Source organism: Duganella sp. Dugasp56 (assembly GCF_047304105.1).
Classification (GTDB): Bacteria; Pseudomonadota; Gammaproteobacteria; order Burkholderiales; family Burkholderiaceae_D; genus Rugamonas; species Rugamonas hordei.
The window spans coordinates 166,380-187,860 of the sequence record NZ_JBGLYQ010000008.1; the positions used below are offsets into that span (position 1 = coordinate 166,380).

A 21,481-nucleotide genomic window follows, 5' to 3' on the forward strand; every position below is an offset into this window, starting at 1 on the left:
GTGTTTTACGATGCCTGGACCTGGCCGGGCTTGTGGCCCGCGGTCACATTCTTGACACAAAGTGCCCATGACATCACAAAATTGTAATCAGTAAATATTTCACCACCATGACAAGAAAGTCAGGTCGATCAGACTGCCACTGCTTGCCGGACTGAATGTGGTATCAACACCTTCGAAACCACAACAAAGTTGACGGTTTGGAAGCATCTTCAACAACTATGCATCAGCAAAAAATGTGTGACAAATACGATTTACTTTAGGGATTTATATGAAAGCCATATAAATGAGGCGCTGAACCGCGCTGGTTTCCACTCTATGAGCAGACAGGCATCTTTAAGGGGAGAATTATAGTAGACGGATAAAGGCTTGAAATTAATTCATGCGTAAAACGCACTAAGACGGTGCAGGCAAGTCTGTTTATGTCGCAATGTTGCCACACTCACTCTGGAGTGTGGCAAACATGGCAAGCCGCGTAAAGAACGAATTTAGATGTGTAACACCAGCGATTACGTCGTGCCAGCGCAACAGGATCAGCGCTTGGCGCCGGCGATGGCCGCCTCGAACCGGGCGAACTTGCCGTCCAAAGCTTTCAGCAAGCGCTGTTTATCGGCGTCCGCCAGGAAGGAATAGCGGATGCTGTCATATGACAGCTTTTTAACTTCGGCGTAATCGGGCTGGTAGCGCGCGGCGTACAGCACGTATTCGCCGGACAGGTTGTTGCGCGACACGCCGGCATCGTCGGTCGCCAGCACGAACGGCACGCCGTATTTGCGGTACAGCGTGACAGGGTGGGCGGCGCCCTTGATGCCGAGGATGAAGTCGTTGCTGCTGAGGTTAACCTCGACGGCGATCTGCTTGTCGTGCATTTTTTTCATGATGCCCAGCGGATCGGTCTCGTGGGCGATATCCATGCCGTGGCCGATGCGGCTGGCGCCGGCCACGTCGATCGCGTCCTTGATGTGGAAGGTCAGGCCCTCCGGCGGCACCATGCCCAGCGCCAGCTCACCCGCATGCAGCGCCAGTTTCACGGATGGATACTTGGCTTTCAGGAATTTATACATCTGCATGTGCATCGCGTAATCGCGCATCGACACGTTGACGCTTTCCTGGCCGACGATGTTGACGCCGACGATCATCGGGCTGGCCAGCGCCAGCTTGAAGCTCGACACCATCTGCGAGAACACCTGCGACGGCGACAGGAAGCGCAGCGCGAACGGCTGGTAGCGCAGCGTGAAGTTGGCGTCGTCGATGCCGGCGCCGTTGGTCTGCACGCCCTCCAGGTAGCCGGCGATCCAGCCCTGGAAGGCGGCGTCATGGTCCAGTTTGGCCGCCCAGGCTTCCAGGTCGGCGTCGGTGACGCCGCCGCCGGTGGCCTTGCGGTCGAACTCCAGGTCCTGCGCGATCGGCGCGATCTCGTAGATGGTCTCGATGTAGCTCAGGTTTTCCTGGATCGCACGCTGCTTCAGGCGCTGCAGGCCGTCGGCGCCGTTGGTCGACGACACCGGATTGAAGTAGGCGAAGGTGTCGAAGAACTGGCGGTCCGGCGGCGACTGCAGGCCGCTGTGGTTGTAGAAGTCCTTGTCCGACCAGCGCTGCAGCAGGTTGGCCAGCACGGTATTGTTGTTCATGACGTCCTGGCCGGACAGGCAGGCGCGCTCGGCCAGCGGCTTGGCGGCTTCGGCGGCCGCCACGTCCGGCTTGATGTCGATGGTGTAGCTGGTCTTGTTGACGCAATAGCCCTGCTTGTCCACCCATTCCAGGTACTGCTCGGCGTACAGCGCGCCCGAGTAGTGGTGATGCAGGTCGCCCCCCTTGGGCATCATGGTGAAGAACATCGTCAGCTCGGCCAGCTTGGGCTCCTTGCCCGAGACCAGCGCGGCGAAGTGGCGCTTGGTGATCTCTTCATTGCTGGCGGCCTGCGCGCCGTGCGGCATGGCGCAGAACACGGCGGCGGCAATGGCGGCGGCCTTCAGGACGGCGATTTTTTTCTTCATGTGTGATCCCAATGTGAATTAATTCGTTTCGCGGGTATGGACTTTGCGGCCGGCCGAATAAGTAGCCGCCACGGCGCGGTCGTCGCCCAGCAAGGCCAGCGCAAACAGCAGCTCTTCCAGGCTCTCGCCGCGCGCGGTCCGCCGTTGCAGCAGCGGCGTCGCCTGCGGATCGAGGACGATGAAGTCTGCCTCGGCGCCGGCGGCGAAATTGCCGATCGTGCCTTCGAGCTGCATGCTGCGGGCCGCGCCCAGCGTGGCCAGGTAGAACATCCGCAAAGCCGGCAAATAACTGCCGCTCAAGCGCGCTACTTTATAGGCTTCATTCATCGTTTGCAACATCGAGAACGAGGTGCCGCCGCCCACGTCGGTGGCCAGCGACAGCGGCACGCCGGCCTGGTCGGCGCGCTCGAAGTCGAACAGGCCGCTGCCGAGGAACAGGTTGGAGGTCGGGCAGATGGCGGTGGCCGAGCGGGTTTCCGCCATGCGCAGGCGGTCCTGCTCATTGAGCCAGATGCAGTGGCCGTACATGGCGCGCGGGCGCAGCATGCCGTAGCTGTCGTAGACGTCGATGTAGCTGCGCGACTTGGGGAACAATTTGCGCACCCACGCGCATTCGGCTTCGTTTTCCGATACGTGGGTCTGGATGAAGGTGTCCGGATACGCGCGCGCCAGCTCGCCAGCCAGTTGCAGCTGTTCCTCGGTGGAGGTGGGCGCGAAGCGCGGTGTGATCGCGTACAGCGAGCGGCCGCGCTGGTGCCAGCGCTGGATCAGCGCTTCGGTGTCGCGGGCGCTGGATTCGGCGGTGTCGCGCAGGAACTCGGGGCAGTTCCGGTCCATCATCACCTTGCCCGCCACCATGCGCAGGCCGCGTGCCTCGCTCGCGGTGAAGAAGGCGTCCACCGATTGCGGATGCACGGTGCAGTAGACCATGGCGGTGGTGGTGCCGCAGCGTAGCAACTCGTCGAGGAAGAACTCGGCCACGCCGGCCGCATGAACGGGGTCCTCGAACTGGCGCTCGGTCGGGAAGGTATAGGTTTCCAGCCAAGGCAGCAGGCCCTCCGACGGCGAGGCGATCATGTCGGTCTGCGGATAGTGCACATGGGTGTCGATAAATCCGGGCAGCAGCAGCTTGCCGCTGTAGTCGTGCAGCTCGGTGCCCGGCGGCAGCGCGGCGTGCAGCGTGGCATAGTCGCCGGCCGCCTGCACCTTGCCGTCGGCGACAACCAGCAGGCCGTCTTCATGCCATGCATATGACTGGTCGCTGAAGGCGGGATCGGCAAGAAAGTGCAGCAAGCTGCCACGGTAGGCTTGCAGGGTGTTTGGCATGAAAGGCCTTCCTGGTTGGGAATGCTCAGTTTAACGCGAAGCGACCAGGCGCACCGGCGCGCCTTGCACGGCGGCCTGCTGCGCCTCCCACACCATCAGCAGCTGGGCACACACGGACGTGGCGATGGCGGCGGGCAGTTTATTGGTGATGCCGGCCACGCCGATGGGGCAGACCATGGCGTCGATGCGGTCCTGCGGCAGGCCGCGCGCGGCCATTCGGCGCTCGAACTGGACGCGCTTGGTCTTCGAACCGATCAGGCCGAACCAGCCGACGTCGGCGCGGCGGAGGATGGCTTCGCTCAGGCGCTGATCGAGTGCGTGGCTATGGGTCATGACGAGGTAGCTGGCGTTTGCCGGTGCGGCGGCGACCAACGCTTCCGGCGCGTCGGTAGCTTCGACGGTGACGTTGGCGGGTATGGACTGCGGGAACATGTCATCGCGCTCGTCGATCCAGGTAACGGTGCACGGCAGCTCGCCCAGCATGCGGATGATGGCCGCGCCGACGTGACCGGCGCCAAACAGCAGCAGATGCGCGCGCGGTGCCAGGCATGGATCGGCCAGCCAGCGACGGCCGGCGGTGTCGCGCAGGACGTGCGTGCCGCGCTGGTGGTCGATTGCCGGGAAGGCCGGGCCGAACGGGGCGGCTTCGTCCGCGCCGGCGACGATTGCACCATCGGCATCGAGCAGCAGCGAGACCGGCATGCCGTCGATGGCGCTAAGGCGCCAACTGTCCTCCCGCTGGCGTTTGCGCAGACTGGACATCACCCTGGCCAGCGCGGGGTCGATCAATTCAAAGGCCAGGTGCACGACGCCGCCGCAGCACTGGCCCAGCGTCGGACCGAGCGCGTACCGCTCCAGCCGGGCGTGGACATCCTCTCCCCTGGCGGCGCCTTTCAACATGCTGCGTCCGACATCCACCGCGCACATTTCCAGATGTCCGCCGCCGATGGTGTCGACCTGGCCATCGGCCGTCACCAGCATGCGGGCGCCGGGTTCGCGCGGGCCGGAGCCCTCGACGATGGCCACCGTCACCAGCACCGCCGGTTCCGTGATCGCAGCTGTCAGCCATTCGTTCATGATGACGTCCTCAGGCCGCGGCTTCCACCGCCGACACCGCGCGCAAGATCTCTTCGCTGGTCGCCGGTGCGTTCAGCGGCGGATTGACCCGATGTCCGCCGACAGCGGAAATCGCATCGCGTATCGCGAAGAACACCGAGAACGGCAGCAGCAGCGGCGGCTCGCCGACCGCCTTGGAACGGTGGATGCTGTCCTCCACGTTGCCGTTGTCGAACAGCCGCACGCGGAAGTCTTCCGGGCAGTCCGACACGCCGGGAATCTTGTAGGTCGACGGCGCATGCGTCATCAGCTTGCCGGCCGGATTCCACCACAATTGCTCGGTCGTCAGCCAGCCCATGCCCTGTATGAACGCGCCCTCCACCTGCCCCAGGTCGATGGCGGGATTGAGCGAACGGCCGGCATCGTACAAGGCGTCCGCGCGCAGCAGCTTCCATTCGCCGGTCAGCGTATCGACCACCACTTCCGAAACAGCGGCACCGTAGGCATAGTAGGAGAACGGGTGGCCGTTCATCGTCTTCGGATCCCAATGCAGGCCCGGCGTCGCGTAGAAGCCGTCGGACCACAGCTGCACGCGCGCCAGATAGGCTTTCTGCACCAGTTCGGGGAACGGAATCGAGTGGCCGTTGGCGTGCACCGCGTTGTCGAAGAACTGCACCGGCACGCCGTCGTCATCACCATACAGCCTGACCGCGAAGGCGGCCAGGCGTTCGCGGATCTGGCGCGCCGCGTCCTGCGCCGCCTTGCCGTTCAAGTCCGCGCCGGTGGAGGCGGCCGTGGCCGAAGTGTTGGCGACCTTGCTGGTGTCGGTGGCCGTGGCGCGTACATGCTCCGGATCCAGACCCAGTTCGTGCGCCACCACCTGCAACACCTTGGTGTTGATGCCCTGCCCCATCTCGGTGCCGCCGTGATTGACCAGCACCGAGCCGTCCACATACACGTGGACCAGCGCGCCGGCCTGGTTCAGGTGAGTGACGTTGAAGGCGATGCCGAACTTGAGCGGCGTCAGCGCCAGCCCTTTCTTCAGCACCGGGCTGGTCTTGTTGTATTCCTCGACAGCGGCGCGGCGCGCGCGGTAGTCGCTGCTTTGCTCCAGCTCCGCCGTCAGCGCCTCGATGACGTTGTCGACGATCTCCTGGCCGTATGGCGTGACGTTGCGCTCGGTCTTGCCGTAGAAATTCAGGCGGCGGATATCGAGCGCGTCGCGGCCCAGGTTGCGGGCGATTTCGTCGACGATGTATTCGATCGCGATCGCGCCCTGCGGACCGCCGAAGCCGCGGAAGGCGGTATTCGACTGCGTGTTGGTCTTGCCGCAGCCGGCGCGGATGTCGACGTCCGACAAGTAGTAGGTGTTATCGAAGTGGCAGACCGCGCGCGTGGCGACGGGACCGGACAGGTCGGCCGAGAAGCCGGCGCGCAAGGTCATGTCCACCTTGGCGGCGAGGATCTTGCCGTTGTCGTCGTAGCCGACTTCGTACTCATAGAAGAAGCAGTGGCGCTTGCCGGTGACGAGCATGTCGTCGTCGCGGTCCGCGCGCAGCTTGACCGGCCGGCGCAGCTTGGCCGCGGAGATAGCCGCGGACGCGGCCCACAGCGCCGATTGCGATTCCTTGCCGCCGAAACCGCCGCCCATGCGGCGGCATTCCACCAGTATTTTGTGCGAATGCACGCCCAAGGCATGCGCGACCACGTGCTGCATCTCGCTCGGGTGCTGCGTCGAACACTGCACCAGCATGCCGCTGTCCTCCTTCGGGATCGCGTAGGCGATCTGGCCCTCCAGGTAGAACTGCTCCTGGCCGCCGACGAACAACTGGCCCTTGACCACGTGCGGCGCCATGTCGAAAGCGGCTTGATAGTCGCCGCGCTTGAGGTGCATCGGCGGCAGTACATAGGAATTGGCCGCCTTGGCTTCCTGCGGTGTAAAGATCGCCGGCAGCTCGTCGTAGCCGATCACGGCGCGGCGCGCGGCGCGGCGGGCGTTGTCGTGGGTGTCGGCGACGACGATGAATATCGGCTGGCCGACATACTGCACCTCGCCCGCGCACAGGATGGGATCGTCGTGGATGATCGGACCGCAGTCGTTGGTGCCGACGATATCCTCGGCCGTGTAGACCGCCACCACACCCGGCGAATTGCGTACCGGCGCCAGGTCCATCGCGCCGATGCGCGCGTGCGCCTTGGACGACAAGCCCAGCGCCGCATGCAGCGTGCCTTGCAGCTCGGGGATGTCGTCGGTGTAGGTGGCCTGGCCCAGCACGTGCAGCTCGGCCGATTCATGCGGACGGGCGACGCCGACCGCCTTCCATGCCTGGGCGGCGAGCAGCGCGGGAGCGACTGGTTGATTCATGATGGCTCCTTTCAGGCGCGGCAGGCGAAAGCGTTGACGGCGTCGGCCGCCAGCGGCGCCTCGGCGCAGGTTTCGAACCAGAAGCGGCGCAGCAGGTTCTGCGCCGTCTGCATGCGGTAGGTGCTCGATGCGCGCATGTCCGACAGCGGCGCGAAATCCTGCGCCAGCATGTCCATCGCCACGCGCAGGTTGGCTTCGTTCCAGCGCAGGCCGGTCAGCGCCGCCTCGGCGCGAGCGGCCCGGCGCGGCGTGGCCGCCATGCCGCCGAAGGCGATGCGCGCGTCGACGATGTGGTCGCCATCGAGCTTGAACGCGAACGCGGCGCAGACGGCCGAGATATCCTGGTCGAAGCGCTTGGCCAGCTTGTAGGTGCGGAACTGCACGCCCGCGCGCGGCAGCGGCACGCGCACGGCGGCCACGAACTCGCCCGGCTGCATGTCCTTTTTCTGATAGTCGAGATAGAAGGCTTCCAGCGGCAATATGCGCTGGCCATTGGCGCCCTGCAGCACCACTTCGCTGCCGACGGCGATCATCCACGGCATCGAATCGCCGATCGGCGAACCGTTGGCGACGTTGCCGCCCAGGGTGCCGGCGTTACGAATCGGCAGCGAGGCGAAGCGCTGCCACATTTCGCTCAATTGCGACGGATACAGGCGGCACAAGGCTTCGTACGCGTCGTTGAGCGAGACGCCGGCGCCGATTTCCAGCATGCCGTCCGCCTCGCGCACCGACTGCAGCGCGGCGACGTGGCCCAGGTAGATGATGTCGCCCAGCTCGCGCATCTGCTTGGTGACCCACAGGCCGATGTCGGTGGAGCCGGCCAGCAGCGTGGCTTTCGGATGTTCGTTGCGCAGCGCGACCAATTCGTCCAGCGTGCGCGGGGCGTGGAAGGACTGGCCCTGCGCCGTGTAGGTGACGCCGACGCCGCGCTGCAAGGCGCGCAGCTGTTCGGCCAGCGCGGCGCGCTCGAAGCCGACCTTCGGCAACTCGGTCATGCGCTGCGCGGCATCGATGATCGGGCGGTAGCCGGTACAGCGGCACAGGTTGCCGGACAGGCAATCGTCGATCTCCTTGCGCTGGGCCGGCTGGCCGTCTTTGTCGAGGTACATGCCCCACAGCGACATGACGAAACCCGGCGTGCAGAAACCGCATTGCGAGCCGTGGCATTCCACCATCGCCTGCTGCACCGGATGCAGCGCGCCGTCCGGCTGCTGCAGGTCTTCCACGGTGAACAGCGCCTTGCCGTCCAGCGTGGGCGCGAACTGGATGCAGGAGTTGACCGCCTTCATTTCCAGTTCGCCGGCGGCGTTCAGGCTGCCGACCACCACGGTACAGGCGCCACAATCGCCCTCGGCACAGCCTTCCTTGGTGCCGGTGCAGTGCAAGTCCTCACGCAGGTGCTGCAGCACGGTGCGGGTTGGCGCGGCGGCGGAGATTTCCTGAACCGCGCCACGGTAGTAAAAACGAATCGGTTCGGACATCGTGGCCTCAAGCTGCGTATGGATGTGTTTTGCGCCAGTGTTCGGCGATATCGATGCGGCGCGTGATCCAGACATTATCGTGCTTTTGCACGTAGTCGAGGAAGCGCGCCAGCGCGGCGGCGCGCGCCGGGCGGCCGACGATGCGGCAGTGCAGGCCGATCGACAGCATCTTCGGCTGGTTCAGTCCGTTGGGGTCGCCCTCGGCGTACAGCACGTCGAAGGCGTCCTTCAGGTAGTCGAAGAACTGGGTGCCGGAGTTGAAGCCCTGGGCGGCGGCGAAGCGCATGTCGTTGGTGTCCAGCGTGTACGGCACGATCAGCTGCGGCGCGACGGCGGCGCGGCCTTCGGCGTCGGTGTAGTCGACCTTCTGCCAGAACGGCAGGTCGTCGCTGTAGTTGTCGGCGTCGTAGCGGAAGCCGCCGTGTTCGACCACCAGGCGCTTGGTCTGCGGCGAGTCGCGGCCGGTGTACCAGCCCTGCGGCGCGCTGCCGGTCAGGTCGCGGATGATCTCGACCGCTTCCTTCATGTGGGCGCGCTCGGTGGCCTCGTCCATGTTCTGGTAGGTGATCCAGCGCAGGCCGTGGCAGGCGATTTCGTGGCCCAGGTCCTTGAACGCGGCCACCGCGTCGGGATGGCGCTTGAGCGCCATCGCCACGCCGAAGACCGTCAGCGGCAGCTTGCGCTCCTCGAACATGCGCAGCAAACGCCACAAGCCGGCGCGCGAGCCGTACTCGTAGATCGATTCCATGCTCATGTGGCGGTTGCTGAACGAGGCCGCGCCGATGATCTCGGACAGGAAGGTCTCGGAACCGGCGTCGCCGTGCAACACGTTGTTTTCGCCGCCTTCTTCGTAGTTCAGCACGAACTGCAGGGCCACGCGGGCCTGGTCGGGCCACTGGGCGTGGGGTGGTTTCGGGCCGTAACCGATCAGGTCGCGCGGGTAGTTGTCGTAAGTGGTCATTGGCGCAAGCGAGTCTATGAGGAATATATCTGCAATCATATATGCGTCGAACCATGCCGGTATATGATTTGTGCAATAGCTACTTATCACTTAAACATATAGGACTAACGGGGACTAATCATGGGCAAGCTCAGCACACACGTTTTGGATATCACAGTCGGCAAGCCTGGCGCAGGCGTCAAGGTGGCGCTGTATGCGGTGACGGCGCAAGGCCGCGAGCTGCTGAAGAGCGACGTCACCAACGCCGACGGCCGCTGCGCGGTGCCGCTGCTGGAAGGCGAGACGATGAAGCCGGGGAAGTATGAGCTGGTGTTCGGCGCGGGGGAATACTTCGCGGCGCGCGGCGTCGACCTGCCGGAGCCGCGCTTTATCGACGAGGTGACGCTGGCGTTCGGTATCGCCAGCGCCGACCAGAACTACCACGTGCCGCTGGTCGTCTCGCCGTGGGCGTATTCGACCTACCGCGGCAGCTGATTACTTCGGCTTGCCCAGGTATTTGGCGAAGAAGGCTTCCAGCCGCTTGTAAACCTCGGTCTGGTTTTCGGTGTCGTAGAAGCCGTGGCCTTCGTAGTCCACGTAGTACCACTCCGGCGCATGGCCGGCCTTCTCCAGCGCCTCCTTCATCAGGAACGCGTGCTCCTTGGGGGCGGTTTCATCGTGTCCGCCATGGATCAGCAGCACGCCGGCCTTGATGCTGGCCGCGTGCTGCGCCGGCGAATAACGCGCCAGTTCGGCCGCATCCTCGCCGATGTAGCGGACAAAAGTACTGGACATGCGTGAGTTGCCCTTCACCTGGTCTTCCTTGTGCAGCAGCGGCAACTCGTAGATGCCGGCATAGCCTACCGCGCACTTGAACATATCCGGCTCGCGCGAGGCCAGCATCAGGGCGGCGTAGGCGCCGAAACTGCCGCCGTAGGCGCACATGCGCGTGCCGTCCACCTCCCCCTGGGCCACGGTCCATTTCACGCCATCGACCAGGTCGTCGAGTATCTTGCCGCCCCACTCGCGGTAGCCCAGCGTCTTGAAGTGCTCGCCGCGCCCGCCGGAACCGCGATAATTCACCTGCAGCACGGCATAGCCGCGGCTGGCCAGGAACTGCGCGTCGGTGTCGAAGTACCAGGTATCGAACAGGCCGTGCGGGCCACCGTGTGGCAGCAGGATCAGCGGCGGCTTGGCGCCGCTGGCCAGCTTGGGCAGGGTCAGGTAGCCCTCAAGCAGCAAGCCGTCGCGCGCCTTGAATTTGATTGGACGGCGCGGCGCCATCTGGTCCGGGTCGATGCCGCCCATAGACACATACAGCTGGTCGGCCTTGTTGGCTTTGCGGTCGTACAGATAAACCACGCCGGGATCGCGGTCGCTGTGGACAAACGCCAGCAGCTTGGAGCCGTCGTCCGTGGCGCTGACCAGATTGACGGTCGCATCGGGGAACTGGGCACTCAACGCCTGGTGCAGCGCCACGTCAGGATGCGACGGCTCCAGGTAGATCACGCGCGGACGGCCCGTGTGCGTGAACGCGGCGACCGGCAAGGCATGGCTCGATGCGTGCATCACCCGGTCGATGCTGCCGATTTCGTCTTCGGCCACCACACGGCGCTCGTCGCTGTCCAGTTTCTGACGCACCAGCTTGGACGGACCGCCATGTTCCGAGTACCAAGCCAGGAACTCCTTGTTGTCCGCGCTGAAATCATTCGGCGACAGGCGCGAGCCAGGCTTCTCCTCGACCATCGCCCATTTGCCGGTGGCGTCGCTATAGCGCCACAGCTTGAGGTAATTCTGTTCGTCGGTGGCGATGACGAAACGGGGCTTGCCGTCGTTCTGTATGACGAAGGTGGCGTTGGCGACCGGAATGGTCGTGAGTTCCTTGCGGATGGCCGAGCGGGTATCGACGTCGTACAGCGAGCTGGCCTCGTTGCGCCAGAGGTAGGTCCCCAGCTGCACATGGTCGTTGCGGGTATCGGGGAAGTAGGCTGGAGAGGCGTAGCCCCAGTCGTTGCCGTAGCGTCCGCCCTGTTTGGAATAGGTGGTCATTTCATGGCCGTACAGATAGGCCTGGTTGGTGCCGTCGAAGTCCATCGCCAGCACCTCCCCTGTCGCGCGCGGCGCTTCGCGCGAGCCAACCTCGATGCCCTTTTCCACCACCAGGCGCGTGTTGCTGACCCACTGGTAACTCACCGGCACCGAGAACAGCGGCATGCGTATCGTGCTTTCCAGCTTCAGGTCCGGCAGGCTGTAGAAAGTCACCATCGGTATCGTGCGCTTGCCCACGGGCGTGCGCACCGTTACCGCCAGATGCTTGCCGTCGGGCGACATCTTCGGATTGAAGTACTGGTCTTCGCGCACGAAGCTCTCGATCGGTATCAGCCCGGGCGCGGCCTGGGCGTGGGCCAATGCAGGCGATATCGCGCTGATGGCTAAGGCTAACGGCAATTTCAAGCGCATGATCGACTGGCTCCGGGAAATGATATTGCCTGAAATGCTATCACGCCATACAATGTTTTCATATTGCAATATTTGGAGAGAATTCAGGCATGCGGATGCGCCATCGGCTAAGATGCGCACTATGAATGGATCCCACTCGGCGCTGACCGCGTCTTTTCTGCAACAAGCCGTGGCGCTGCATCAGCAGGGCCTGCTGGAACCGGCGCAAGCGCTGTACCGCCAGGTACTGGAACTCGACCCCGCGCAATTCGACGCCCTGCACCTGCTGGGCGTGATCGCGCGCCAGTCCGGCGATGCGCAAACGGCCATCGCACTCATCTCGCAGGCCATCGCCGTCGACGCATCGCAGGCCAAGACCCATTGCAACCTCGGCGTCGCGCTGCTCGACTCCGGCCGTGCCGACGAAGCCTTGGCCAGCCACGACCGTGCGATCGCCCTGCAGGCAGACTACGCGATGGCGTGGAGCAATCGCGGCAACGCCCTGCGCAAGCTGGGGCGACCGGACGAGGCGCTGCTCAGCTACCAGCGCGCGCTGGACATCCAGCCGAAGTACGCCGAAGCGCACTGCAACCGCGCCATCGTGCTGCAGGACCTGGGCCGCTACCTGAACGCGCTGGGCGCGGCGGAAAACGCGCTGCACATCCATGACCGCAACGCCGACGCCTGGTTCGCGCGCGGCAACGCGCTGCACTGCCTGCGCCTGCTGCCTGAGGCGGTGGAGAGCTTCGACCGCGCCATCCATCTGCGGCCGCGCTGGGCCGAAGCGTACAGCGGGCAAGGCGCGGCCTTGCAGCGGCTGGGCGAATTCGGCGCCGCGCTGGACAGCTACGACCGCGCGCTGGAACTCAAGCCGGATTACGCGCTGGCGCACTACCACCGCGGCAACACGCTGCGCTCGATGGGCCGCAACGACGACGCCGTCGCCGCCTACCGCGCCGCGCTGGCGCATGGCGACAATCCGGAAACCATCGCCTTCGCGCTGGCCTCGGTGGGCGCGGGCGACACACCGGCGGCGCTGCCGGCCGAATACGTGCGTTCGCTGTTCGACCAGTACGCCAACCACTTCGACCAGCACCTGGTGGAAGTACTGGACTACCAGACGCCGGCCTACCTGGACGGCCTGATACGCCGCACCGTGGGCACCGCCGGCCTCGATACGCTGGACCTCGGCTGCGGCACCGGCCTGTGCGGCCCCTATTTGAAGGCCTACTCGCGCAGCCTGTACGGCGTCGATCTGTCGCAGCAGATGCTGGACAAGGCGGCCATGCGCGACCTGTACGACCAACTGGCCTGCGACGACGTCGTGGCCTGGCTGGACGGCCAGCGGCAGGCCTGGGACCTGGCGGTGGCGGCCGACGTGTTCGTCTACATCGGCGACCTGGCGCCGGTATTCAACGGCGTGCGCGGCGCGCTGCTGCCCGGCGGCCACTTCTGCTTCACGGTAGAGGCCGGCGACGGCGCGGATTACGTCTTGCGTCCCTCCAACCGCTACGCCCACACGCTGCCATATATAAAGCGCCTGGCCGCCGCCCACGGCTTCGACATCCTCGCCGCGGAACCGCTGTCGGCCCGCCAGGAAAACGGCGCCCCCATCGCCGCCCTCGCCATGATGCTGAGGAAAGCAACATAGGCAAACTTGCATGTCAGCCGGGCTTGCCTTAGAATCCGTAGCTCTGTGGCCGCGTTTTGGGCCATGCCGTCTGGGCCGGCGCCGTGATCAGGCCGACCAGTTTCCCATGCAAGATTCTTTACGGTGACCCTTGGATACCGTGCCGTTTTGGGTGCAATTTCTTGCGCTCGCCCTCCTGATATTGTGCTCGGCCTTCTTCGCCATGGCCGAAACCGCCCTGATGGCGGCCAACCGCTATCGTTTGCGCCACATGGCCAAACGCGGCAGCCGCCGCGCCATCACCACGCTGTGGCTGCTCGACCGCACCGATAAGCTGCTGTCGCTGGTGCTGATCGCCAATACGCTGATCAACGCCATGGCCACCGCGCTGGTCACCGCCATCGCCATCCAGACCTTCGGCCACGACGACAACGTCATCACCATCTCCACCGGCGTGGTGGCCTTCCTGCTGATCGTGTTCGCCGAGATCTCGCCGAAAGTGCTGGGCGCCACCTTCCCGGAAAAAATCGCGCTGCCGACCAGCATGGTGCTGAAACCGCTGATGACCCTGGCCAAGCCGGTGATCTGGTTCGTCAACCTGTTCGTCTCCATCGTGCTCAAGGCTTTCCGCATCAAGGCCGGCGCGCACGCGCACGAGGCCCGCCTGTCGCCGGAAGAGCTGCGCTCGATCGTGCTCGAGGGCGGCAACTTCATCCCGCAAAAGCACAAGAGCATCCTGCTCAACCTGTTCGACCTGGAAACCATCTCGGTCGAGGACATCATGACGCCGCGCTCGCAGATCGAGGCGCTGAACCTGGAACTGACCGTCGACGAAATCAAGCGCGAGCTGACCACCTGCTACCACAACAAGCTGCCCGTCTATGAAGGCGAGATCAACCGTATCATCGGCATCCTGCACGTGCGCAAGGCGGTGGCGCTGCTGAACCAGGAAGACGAGCTGACCGTCGAGCATTTCCGCGAACTGCTGACCACGCCCTACTTCATCCCGCAGGACACCGGCGTGTTCACCCAGCTGCAGTACTTCCAGGAGAACAAGGAGCGCCTGGGCATCATCGTCGACGAGTACGGCGAGGTGCAGGGCCTGGTCACGCTGGACGATATCATCGAGGAAATGATCGGTGAATTTACGACATCGATGCCGGGCGCCGCGCGGGCCGACACCTTCGGCTGGAACGAGCAGGGAGAATGCCTGCTGGAGGGCTCGACGGCGCTGCGCGACGTCAACAAACGCCTGGGCCTGAACTTCCCGCTGGACGGCCCGAAGACGCTGAACGGTATGCTGCTCGAGTTGTTGCAGGAAATCCCGGACGCGCCGATCAGCATCAAAATCGACCAGTGCATCATCGAAGTGGTGCAAGTCCACGACCAGGCCATCAAAGTCGTCAAATTGATACGTCCGGGTAGCAAACGCAGTCACTAATCCGCATCAATCGCGTGGGCTTAAGCAACATTGCGGAGTACAATCGTTTCTTGGGAGCGACAAACGGCTTTACAAATATGATGCCTGAGAGCATCATTCCGTGATCCGCCCTCCTCCATCCGACGAACGCTTCTATGGCAGCAGTCCTACCCAACGCCGCGCCAGGCGCCCCGATGCCGGGGTTGGCACGCGCATTGCTGCAAGCGGGACGCCTTTCCGCCGTCCAGGCCGAGGCGCTGCAAAAAAAAGCCGTGGGCGAGAAACTGGCGTTCATCGACGTGCTGCTGGCCAGCGGCGCGATCGACTCGCGCGCGCTGGCCACCTTCTGTTCCGAAACCTTCGCCTATCCGATGATGGACGTGCAGGCGCTGAACGTCGAGGCGCTGCCGGCCAAGATCATCGACAACAAGCTGATGCAGGCGCAGCGCGTGATCGCGCTGGCCAAGCGCGGCAACAAGATGTCGGTGGCGATTTCCGATCCGACCAATATACAAGCGCTGGACCAGATCAAGTTCCAGACCGAGTCGACGGTCGAACCCATCATCGTCCCGCATGACGCGCTGCTGCAGCTGCTGGCCAGGCTGAACAAGACCAGCGAGCAAAGCATCAGCGACCTGGCCGGCGACGAGGCCGACATCCAGTTCGCCGAAGAGGAAGACGCCGCGGCGGCAGCCTCGGCGGCGGCCGACGCCGGCGCCAACGACGTCGAGGACGCGCCGGTGGTGCGCTTCCTCAACAAGATGCTGATGGACGCCGTCAACATGGGCGCCTCGGACTTGCACTTCGAACCGTTCGAAAAATTCTACCGCGTGCGCTTCCGCGTCGACGGCGTGCTGATGGAGCACGCCCAGCCGCCGATCTCGATCAAGGAAAAGCTGGTCTCGCGCATCAAGGTGCTGGCCAAGCTGGACATCTCGGAAAAGCGCATCCCGCAGGACGGCCGCATGCGCCTGATCGTGTCGCCGACCAAGACCATCGACCTGCGCATCTCGACCCTGCCGACGCTGTTCGGCGAGAAGACCGTCATGCGCATCCTGGACGCGACCCAGGCCCAGATGGGCATCGACGCGCTCGGCTACGATCCGGACCAGAAGGAATTGCTGCTCGACGCCATCCAGCGCCCGTACGGCATGGTGCTAGTGACGGGCCCGACCGGCTCGGGCAAGACCGTGTCGCTGTACACCTGTTTGAACGTCATCAACAAGCCCGGCATCAACATCTCCACCGCCGAGGATCCGGCCGAGATCAACCTGCCGGGCGTGAACCAGGTCAACGTCAACGACAAGGCCGGCCTGACCTTCCCGGTGGCGCTGAAGTCCTTCCTGCGCCAGGATCCGGACATCATCATGGTCGGCGAGATCCGCGACCTGGAAACGGCCGACATCGCCATCAAGGCCGCCCAGACCGGCCACATGGTGTTCTCCACGCTGCACACCAACGACGCGCCGTCGACCCTGACGCGGCTGATGAACATGGGCGTGGCGCCGTTCAACATCGCCTCGTCGGTGATCTTGATCACCGCCCAGCGGCTGGCGCGCCGGCTGTGCACCTGCAAGCAGCCGGTGGAGATTTCGCATGACCTGCTGCTCAAGGCCGGCTTCAAGGAAGACGAGCTCGACGGCAGCTGGAAGCCGTACGGCCCGGTCGGCTGCGAACGCTGCAACGGCGGCGGCTACAAGGGCCGCGTCGGCATCTACCAGATCATGCCGATCTCGCCGGCGATCGAGGCGATCATCCTGGCGCATGGCAACTCGATGGAAATCGCCGCCAAGTCGGAAGAGGAAGGCGTGAAGTCGCTGCGCCAGTCCGGCCTGGTGAAAGTGCGTAACGGTCTGACCAGCCTCGAAGAAGTGCTCGGCTGTACCAACGAATAGGAAACATACCCATGGCGACATCCGGCAACGCAGGCCACCAGGTCAAGGAATCGATTTTCGCCTGGGAGGGCAAGGACAAGAGCGGCAAGACCGTGCGCGGCGAGCTGCGCGCCGGCGGCGAGGCGGTGGTCAACGTCACCCTGCGCCGCCAGGGCATCATGGTCACCAAGGTCAAGAAAAAGGCCTACCGCAGCGGCAAGAAAATCACCGACAAGGATATCTCGCTGTTCACGCGCCAGCTGGCGACGATGATGAAGGCCGGCGTGCCGCTGCTGCAATCGTTCGACATCGTCGGCAAGGGCCACGCCAATCCGTCGGTGTCCAAGCTGGTGATGGACTTGCGCGCCGATATCGAGACCGGCACCAGCCTGAACCAGGCGTTCCGCAAGTTCCCGCTGTATTTCGATCCGCTGTTCTGCAACCTGGTCGGCGCCGGCGAACAGGCCGGCATCCTGGAAGACCTGCTGACGCGGCTGGCGATCTACAAGGAAAAAACGCTGGCCATGAAGGCCAAGATCAAGTCGGCGCTGATGTATCCGGTGTCGATCCTGGCGGTGGCCTTCATCGTCACGGCCGTGATCATGATCTGGGTGGTGCCGGCGTTCAAGGAAGTGTTCAAAAGCTTCGGCGCCAACCTGCCGGCGCCCACGCTGTTCGTGATGGCGCTGTCGGAATTCTTCGTCACCTGGTGGTACCTGATTTTCGGCGGGCTGTTCGCGGGGATCTACTTCTTCTTCCGCGCCTGGCAGCGCTCCTTGCAGATGCAGCGCTTCATGGACAAGCTGCTGCTCAAGCTGCCAGTGTTCGGCGACGTGATCCGCAAGGCCACCATCGCCCGCTGGACCCGCACGCTGGCCACCATGTTCGCCGCCGGCGTGCCGCTGGTGGAGTCGCTTGATTCGGTCGGCGGAGCTGCCGGCAACGCCGTGTACCTGGACGCCACGCGCAAGATCCAGAACGAAGTCAGCACCGGCACCAGCCTGACGGTGGCGATGCAGAACGCCGACGTGTTCCCCAACATGGTGACGCAGATGGTCGCCATCGGCGAGGAGTCCGGTTCGCTGGACGCCATGCTGGGCAAGGTGGCCGACTTCTACGAGGAAGAAGTGGACGAGGCCGTGGCCTCGCTGTCGAGCCTGATGGAGCCGGCCATCATGGTCATCCTGGGCGTGCTGATCGGCGGCCTGGTGATCGCGATGTACCTGCCGATCTTCAAGCTCGGTTCGGTGGTGTAGCCGGCGCGGGCGTTGCGGGGTCCGGCCGGCGCAGCGCCACGATCTGGTGGCGCGCCTCGGCCAGCACCTCGTCGGCCTGGTCGAGGATGGTTTCTATGGTCTCCCGCTCGGCGCTGCCGGGCGGCAGGCGGTGCGCGACGCTCTGAAAGCGCAGGATCATGCCCTGTATGCTTTGCAGCAGCGTATCGTGCAGCGCGGCCGCCGCGCGCGCGCGGTGCTCCAGCCGCCGCCGCATCCGCCGCATGCACACCAGCAGCAGCGCCGAAGGCACTGCGCAGGCCAGCAACAATAGCGGTATCAAGTAGGAAGGCAAGAGCGGCTCCGGGCCGGATGGGGCAGTTCATCACAGTGCCATAACTCCCTCGCGCGGCCCATATCTCCAACGAGGGAAGACGCGTATTGATTGCGATGGTAATCAATTTGACCTACAATCTGCCCATGCGCATCACCAGAGAAAAAGCCGAGGAAAACCGTAACGCACTGGTGCAGGCGGCCGGCCGCCTGTTCCGCGAGCGCGGCATCGACGGCGTCGGCGTGGCTGAAATCAGCAAGGAAGCGGGCCTGACCCACGGCGCGCTGTATGCGCACTTCCCGTCCAAGGAAGCGCTGGCGGCCGAAGCGCTGGGCTACGGCGTGCAGCGCGCGGCCGCGCGGCTGGGCAAGCACGCCAAGGACGGCATCCCCGACCTGGCCGAGTTCCTCGACTATTACCTGGCCCCCGCCACCCGCGACGACATGTCCGGCGGCTGCGCATTGGCGGCCTCGGCCAGCGAGATCGGCCGCCAGGACGCGGCCCTCAGCGCCCACTTCGCCGAAGGCTTCCTGCGCACCGCGACCGCGTTCGAGCGGCAGGTCGCCAAGGCCAGGCCGGAAGCCGACGCGCGCCAGACCGGACTGACGATCGCCGCCGCGATGATAGGCGGCGTAGCGGCGGCGCGCGCCGTCGCCAAGGCGGATCCGGCGCTGTCGGACGAGGTGCTGGCGGCGGTGCGCAACATCCTGGGCGAACTGGGTGGATTGCCTTGAAAAACGGCGCCGCAATGTTGCCGTAATGCTTTATTATGGGCTGGTGATTATCCTGCGGCCCTGAGCTTCTTTCCTATGCCTGAATCGACCCTGCTGTTCGCCCCCGCCGGCAACCTGGCCATCAGCCTCATCGCCGGCCTGTTCGGCCTGCTGTTCGGCAGCTTCCTCAACGTCGTGATCCACCGCCTGCCGAAGATGATGCAGCGCGAATCGGACAATTACGTCGCCTCCGAATCGGGCAAGCAATTGCCGCACACCGACCGCTACAACCTGATGGTGCCGCGCTCGGCCTGCCCGCACTGCAAGCACCAGATCACGGCGCTGGAAAACATCCCGGTGGTCAGCTACCTGGTGCTGCGCGGCCGCTGCAGCAACTGCAAGGCGCCGATCTCGGCCCGCTATCCGGCCGTCGAGGCGCTGACGGGCGCGCTGAGCGCCGTGATGATCTGGCACTTCGGCAGCGGCTGGGCCGGCCTGTCGACCCTGCTGTTCCTGTATGCGCTGATCGCCATGACCTTCATTGACTTCGATACCCAGCTGCTGCCGGACGACCTGACCTACCCGCTGCTGTGGGCCGGCCTGATCATGAACATCAACGGCACCTTCGTGCCGCTGCGCGACGCCGTCATCGGCGCGGCCGCCGGCTACCTGGTGCTGTGGTCCATCTACTGGCTGTTCAAGCTGGCGACAGGCAAGGAAGGCATGGGCTATGGTGACTTCAAGCTGCTGGCCGCGCTGGGCGCGTGGATGGGCTGGACCATGCTGCCGACCATCATCCTGCTGTCGTCGGTGGTGGGCGCCATTGTCGGCATCGCGCTGATCGTGTTCGCCAAGCACGGCCGCAACAACCCGATCCCGTTCGGCCCCTACCTGGCGGCGGCCGGACTGGTCGCCATGCTGTACGGCGCGCCGATCGCCGCCTTCACGATGAGCTTTGTACCCTGACCCCGCCATGAACACGCTGCCCACGCTGCCCTTCTCCATCGGCCTGACCGGCGGCATCGGCAGCGGCAAGAGCACCGTGGCCGACATGTTCGCCGCGCGCGGCGCCAGCATCGTCGACACCGACCAGATCGCCCACAGCCTGACGGCGCCGCACGGCGCGGCGATGCCGGCCATCGTCGCCGAGTTCGGCCCCGGGTTTGCCGACGCCTCCGGCGCGCTCGACCGCGCGCGCATGCGCAGCCTTGTGTTTGCCGACGCCGGCGCCAAGGCCAGGCTCGAAGCCATCCTCCATCCCCGCATCCGCGACGCCGCGCTGGCCGCGGCCGCAGCGGCCACCGGCAGCTACGTGATCTTCGCCGTGCCGCTGCTGGTCGAATCCGGTTCCTGGCGTGAGCGCGTCACGCGCATCCTTGCGGTAGACTGCCCGGAAGAAGTGCAAATTGCGCGCGTGATGGCGCGAAACAATTTGCCCGAAGCGCAGGTCCGCGCCATCATGGCAGCGCAGGCCAGCCGCCAGCAAAGGCTGGACGCGGCGGACGACGTGATTGAAAACGGCGGCGGAATCGAGGCGCTGGAGCCCCAAATCGACCGCCTGCACCATTTATATTTGGAAATGAGCTGGCATTTTCAAAAAGAACGGTAACAATACCTTCGCAACGTTTGTAATTTTGCTTCGCTTGCTTCAAAATCACGAGAATTCATCGCAAGTCCACCACACAGAGGGATGTTATTTTGATTGTCTACGAATATCCTTTCAACGAGCGCATCCGCACGTTGTTGCGACTGGAGGATCTGTACGAGAAATTCAAGTTCTTTGTGCATCAAGAACATCCCATGCAGCACCACGTCGCGCTGGCGACCATCTTCGATATGCTGGAAGTGGCCGGCCGCGCCGACCTGAAGTCCGACCTGCTGCAGGAACTGGAGCGCCAGCGCCAAAGCCTGCTGGGCTACCGCATGAATCCCAATGTACAAGCCGAAACGCTGGACGCCATCCTGGCCGAGCTGGACGGCGTCAGCAGCGCGCTGGTCGCCGCCCAGGGCAAGACCGGGCAGAACGTGCGCGACAACGAATGGCTGATGAGCATACGCGGCCGCACCATCATTCCGGGCGGCGCCTGCGAATTCGACCTGCCGTCCTACTACGCGTGGCAAAAGCGTCCGGCCGAGCAGCGCTTCAACGACATCGTCAACTGGTTCGCGCCGCTGGCGCCGCTGTTCGACGCGCTGGGCCTGGTGCTGCGCCTGCTGCGCGATTCCGGCGGCCCGGTCAAGATGATCGCCGTCGCCGGCAGCTACCAGCAGATGTTGCAGGGCAAGGTGTACCAGATGCTGCGGCTGACCCTGGACGAATCGCTGGGCGCGATCCCGGAAATTTCCGCCAACAAGTACATGTTGTGGGTGCGCTTTACCAGCCAGGGCGGCGACCTGAAACCCAAGCCGCTGGAAGATGATGTACCATTCGAGCTCACCCTCTGTAACTTCTGAAGATTGATCATGGCCACCGTAGTTGACTGCCCTACCTGCTCCGCCAAAGTGGAGTGGAAGGAAGAGAATAAGTATCGCCCGTTCTGCTCGGAACGCTGCAAACAGATAGACCTCGGCGCCTGGGCCGAGGAAAAATACACCATACCCGCCGAGCCGCCGAAGGATCCCTTCGACGAGGAATAAAACAGCGGGGTCAGTTCCGGCAATCGGACACGAGCTCGACGGCGTCGCTGTCGAGCTC

The 21,481-nt window shown here is 64.3% G+C and carries 18 protein-coding genes; 10 read left to right on the top strand and 8 right to left on the bottom strand.

What is annotated here, in order from left to right:
* Window positions 1–530: 530 nt before the first annotated feature.
* From ACCD07_RS07710 to puuE, 6 genes are read right to left on the bottom strand one after another with little or no spacing between them, the layout of a single operon-like run.
* Window positions 531–1,994, bottom strand: coding sequence for an adenosine deaminase (locus ACCD07_RS07710; protein ID WP_176654598.1), 1,464 nt, complete (start codon window positions 1,992–1,994; stop codon window positions 531–533).
* 18 nt (window positions 1,995–2,012) lie between these two features.
* A complete protein-coding gene (guaD, locus tag ACCD07_RS07715; RefSeq protein ID WP_413447007.1) occupies window positions 2,013–3,320 on the bottom strand; it encodes a guanine deaminase in 1,308 nt (435 codons plus the stop codon).
* Between the two features lie 30 nt (window positions 3,321–3,350).
* Window positions 3,351–4,397, bottom strand: coding sequence for a xanthine dehydrogenase accessory protein XdhC (gene xdhC, locus ACCD07_RS07720; protein ID WP_413447008.1), 1,047 nt, complete (start codon window positions 4,395–4,397; stop codon window positions 3,351–3,353).
* A 10-nt stretch (window positions 4,398–4,407) separates the two neighbouring features.
* The gene (gene xdhB / locus ACCD07_RS07725; RefSeq protein ID WP_413447009.1) at window positions 4,408–6,741 is read right to left on the bottom strand and encodes a xanthine dehydrogenase molybdopterin binding subunit; all 2,334 of its coding nucleotides are present in this window, start codon (window positions 6,739–6,741) and stop codon (window positions 4,408–4,410) included.
* Window positions 6,742–6,752: 11 nt separating this feature from the next.
* Window positions 6,753–8,222, bottom strand: coding sequence for a xanthine dehydrogenase small subunit (gene xdhA, locus ACCD07_RS07730; RefSeq protein WP_413447010.1), 1,470 nt, complete (start codon window positions 8,220–8,222; stop codon window positions 6,753–6,755).
* Window positions 8,223–8,229: 7 nt separating this feature from the next.
* Entirely contained in the window at window positions 8,230–9,183 is a 954-nt protein-coding gene (gene puuE / locus ACCD07_RS07735; protein ID WP_413447011.1) for an allantoinase PuuE, read from the bottom strand.
* A 120-nt stretch (window positions 9,184–9,303) separates the two neighbouring features.
* Here puuE and uraH point away from each other — a divergent pair, with 120 nt between their 5' ends.
* Complete coding sequence (gene uraH / locus ACCD07_RS07740) at window positions 9,304–9,657, top strand: hydroxyisourate hydrolase (protein WP_413447012.1); 354 nt, start codon at window positions 9,304–9,306, stop codon at window positions 9,655–9,657.
* Here the strand turns inward: uraH and ACCD07_RS07745 are convergent, their stop codons facing one another.
* Window positions 9,658–11,610 (bottom strand): prolyl oligopeptidase family serine peptidase, encoded by a 1,953-nt coding sequence (locus ACCD07_RS07745; protein WP_413447013.1) that lies wholly within the window; start codon window positions 11,608–11,610, stop codon window positions 9,658–9,660.
* 133 nt (window positions 11,611–11,743) lie between these two features.
* Here ACCD07_RS07745 and ACCD07_RS07750 point away from each other — a divergent pair, with 133 nt between their 5' ends.
* From ACCD07_RS07750 to ACCD07_RS07765, 4 genes are all read left to right on the top strand, one after another.
* Window positions 11,744–13,252, top strand: a complete 1,509-nt coding sequence (locus ACCD07_RS07750) for a tetratricopeptide repeat protein (RefSeq protein ID WP_413447014.1) — start codon at window positions 11,744–11,746, stop codon at window positions 13,250–13,252.
* Window positions 13,253–13,382: 130 nt separating this feature from the next.
* Window positions 13,383–14,672 carry an HlyC/CorC family transporter gene (locus ACCD07_RS07755; protein ID WP_176654607.1) on the top strand — a complete coding sequence of 430 codons (1,290 nt, stop codon included), beginning with the start codon at window positions 13,383–13,385 and terminating at the stop codon, window positions 14,670–14,672.
* Window positions 14,673–14,806: 134 nt separating this feature from the next.
* Window positions 14,807–16,546, top strand: coding sequence for a type IV-A pilus assembly ATPase PilB (gene pilB / locus ACCD07_RS07760; RefSeq protein WP_413447015.1), 1,740 nt, complete (start codon window positions 14,807–14,809; stop codon window positions 16,544–16,546).
* Window positions 16,547–16,557: 11 nt separating this feature from the next.
* A complete protein-coding gene (locus tag ACCD07_RS07765) occupies window positions 16,558–17,781 on the top strand; it encodes a type II secretion system F family protein (protein ID WP_353399854.1) in 1,224 nt (407 codons plus the stop codon).
* Here ACCD07_RS07765 and ACCD07_RS07770 read toward each other — a convergent pair.
* Window positions 17,759–18,094: a histidine kinase gene (locus ACCD07_RS07770; RefSeq protein WP_176654610.1), complete on the bottom strand. Its 336-nt coding sequence runs from the start codon at window positions 18,092–18,094 to the stop codon at window positions 17,759–17,761. The genes ACCD07_RS07765 and ACCD07_RS07770 overlap by 23 nt on opposite strands.
* A gap of 125 nt (window positions 18,095–18,219) precedes the next feature.
* Here ACCD07_RS07770 and ACCD07_RS07775 point away from each other — a divergent pair, with 125 nt between their 5' ends.
* The 5 genes from ACCD07_RS07775 to yacG all read left to right on the top strand — a co-directional run bounded on the left by ACCD07_RS07775 (window position 18,220) and on the right by yacG (window position 21,423).
* Window positions 18,220–18,807, top strand: coding sequence for a TetR/AcrR family transcriptional regulator (locus ACCD07_RS07775; RefSeq protein ID WP_413447016.1), 588 nt, complete (start codon window positions 18,220–18,222; stop codon window positions 18,805–18,807).
* A 75-nt stretch (window positions 18,808–18,882) separates the two neighbouring features.
* Complete coding sequence (locus ACCD07_RS07780; protein WP_353399845.1) at window positions 18,883–19,752, top strand: prepilin peptidase; 870 nt, start codon at window positions 18,883–18,885, stop codon at window positions 19,750–19,752.
* A gap of 7 nt (window positions 19,753–19,759) precedes the next feature.
* On the top strand, window positions 19,760–20,395 hold the full coding sequence (gene coaE / locus ACCD07_RS07785; protein ID WP_176654613.1) for a dephospho-CoA kinase: 636 nt from the start codon (window positions 19,760–19,762) through the stop codon (window positions 20,393–20,395).
* 89 nt (window positions 20,396–20,484) lie between these two features.
* Entirely contained in the window at window positions 20,485–21,240 is a 756-nt protein-coding gene (gene zapD, locus ACCD07_RS07790; RefSeq protein WP_176654614.1) for a cell division protein ZapD, read from the top strand.
* A 9-nt stretch (window positions 21,241–21,249) separates the two neighbouring features.
* Complete coding sequence (yacG, locus tag ACCD07_RS07795; RefSeq protein WP_176654615.1) at window positions 21,250–21,423, top strand: DNA gyrase inhibitor YacG; 174 nt, start codon at window positions 21,250–21,252, stop codon at window positions 21,421–21,423.
* Window positions 21,424–21,481 lie beyond the last annotated feature (58 nt).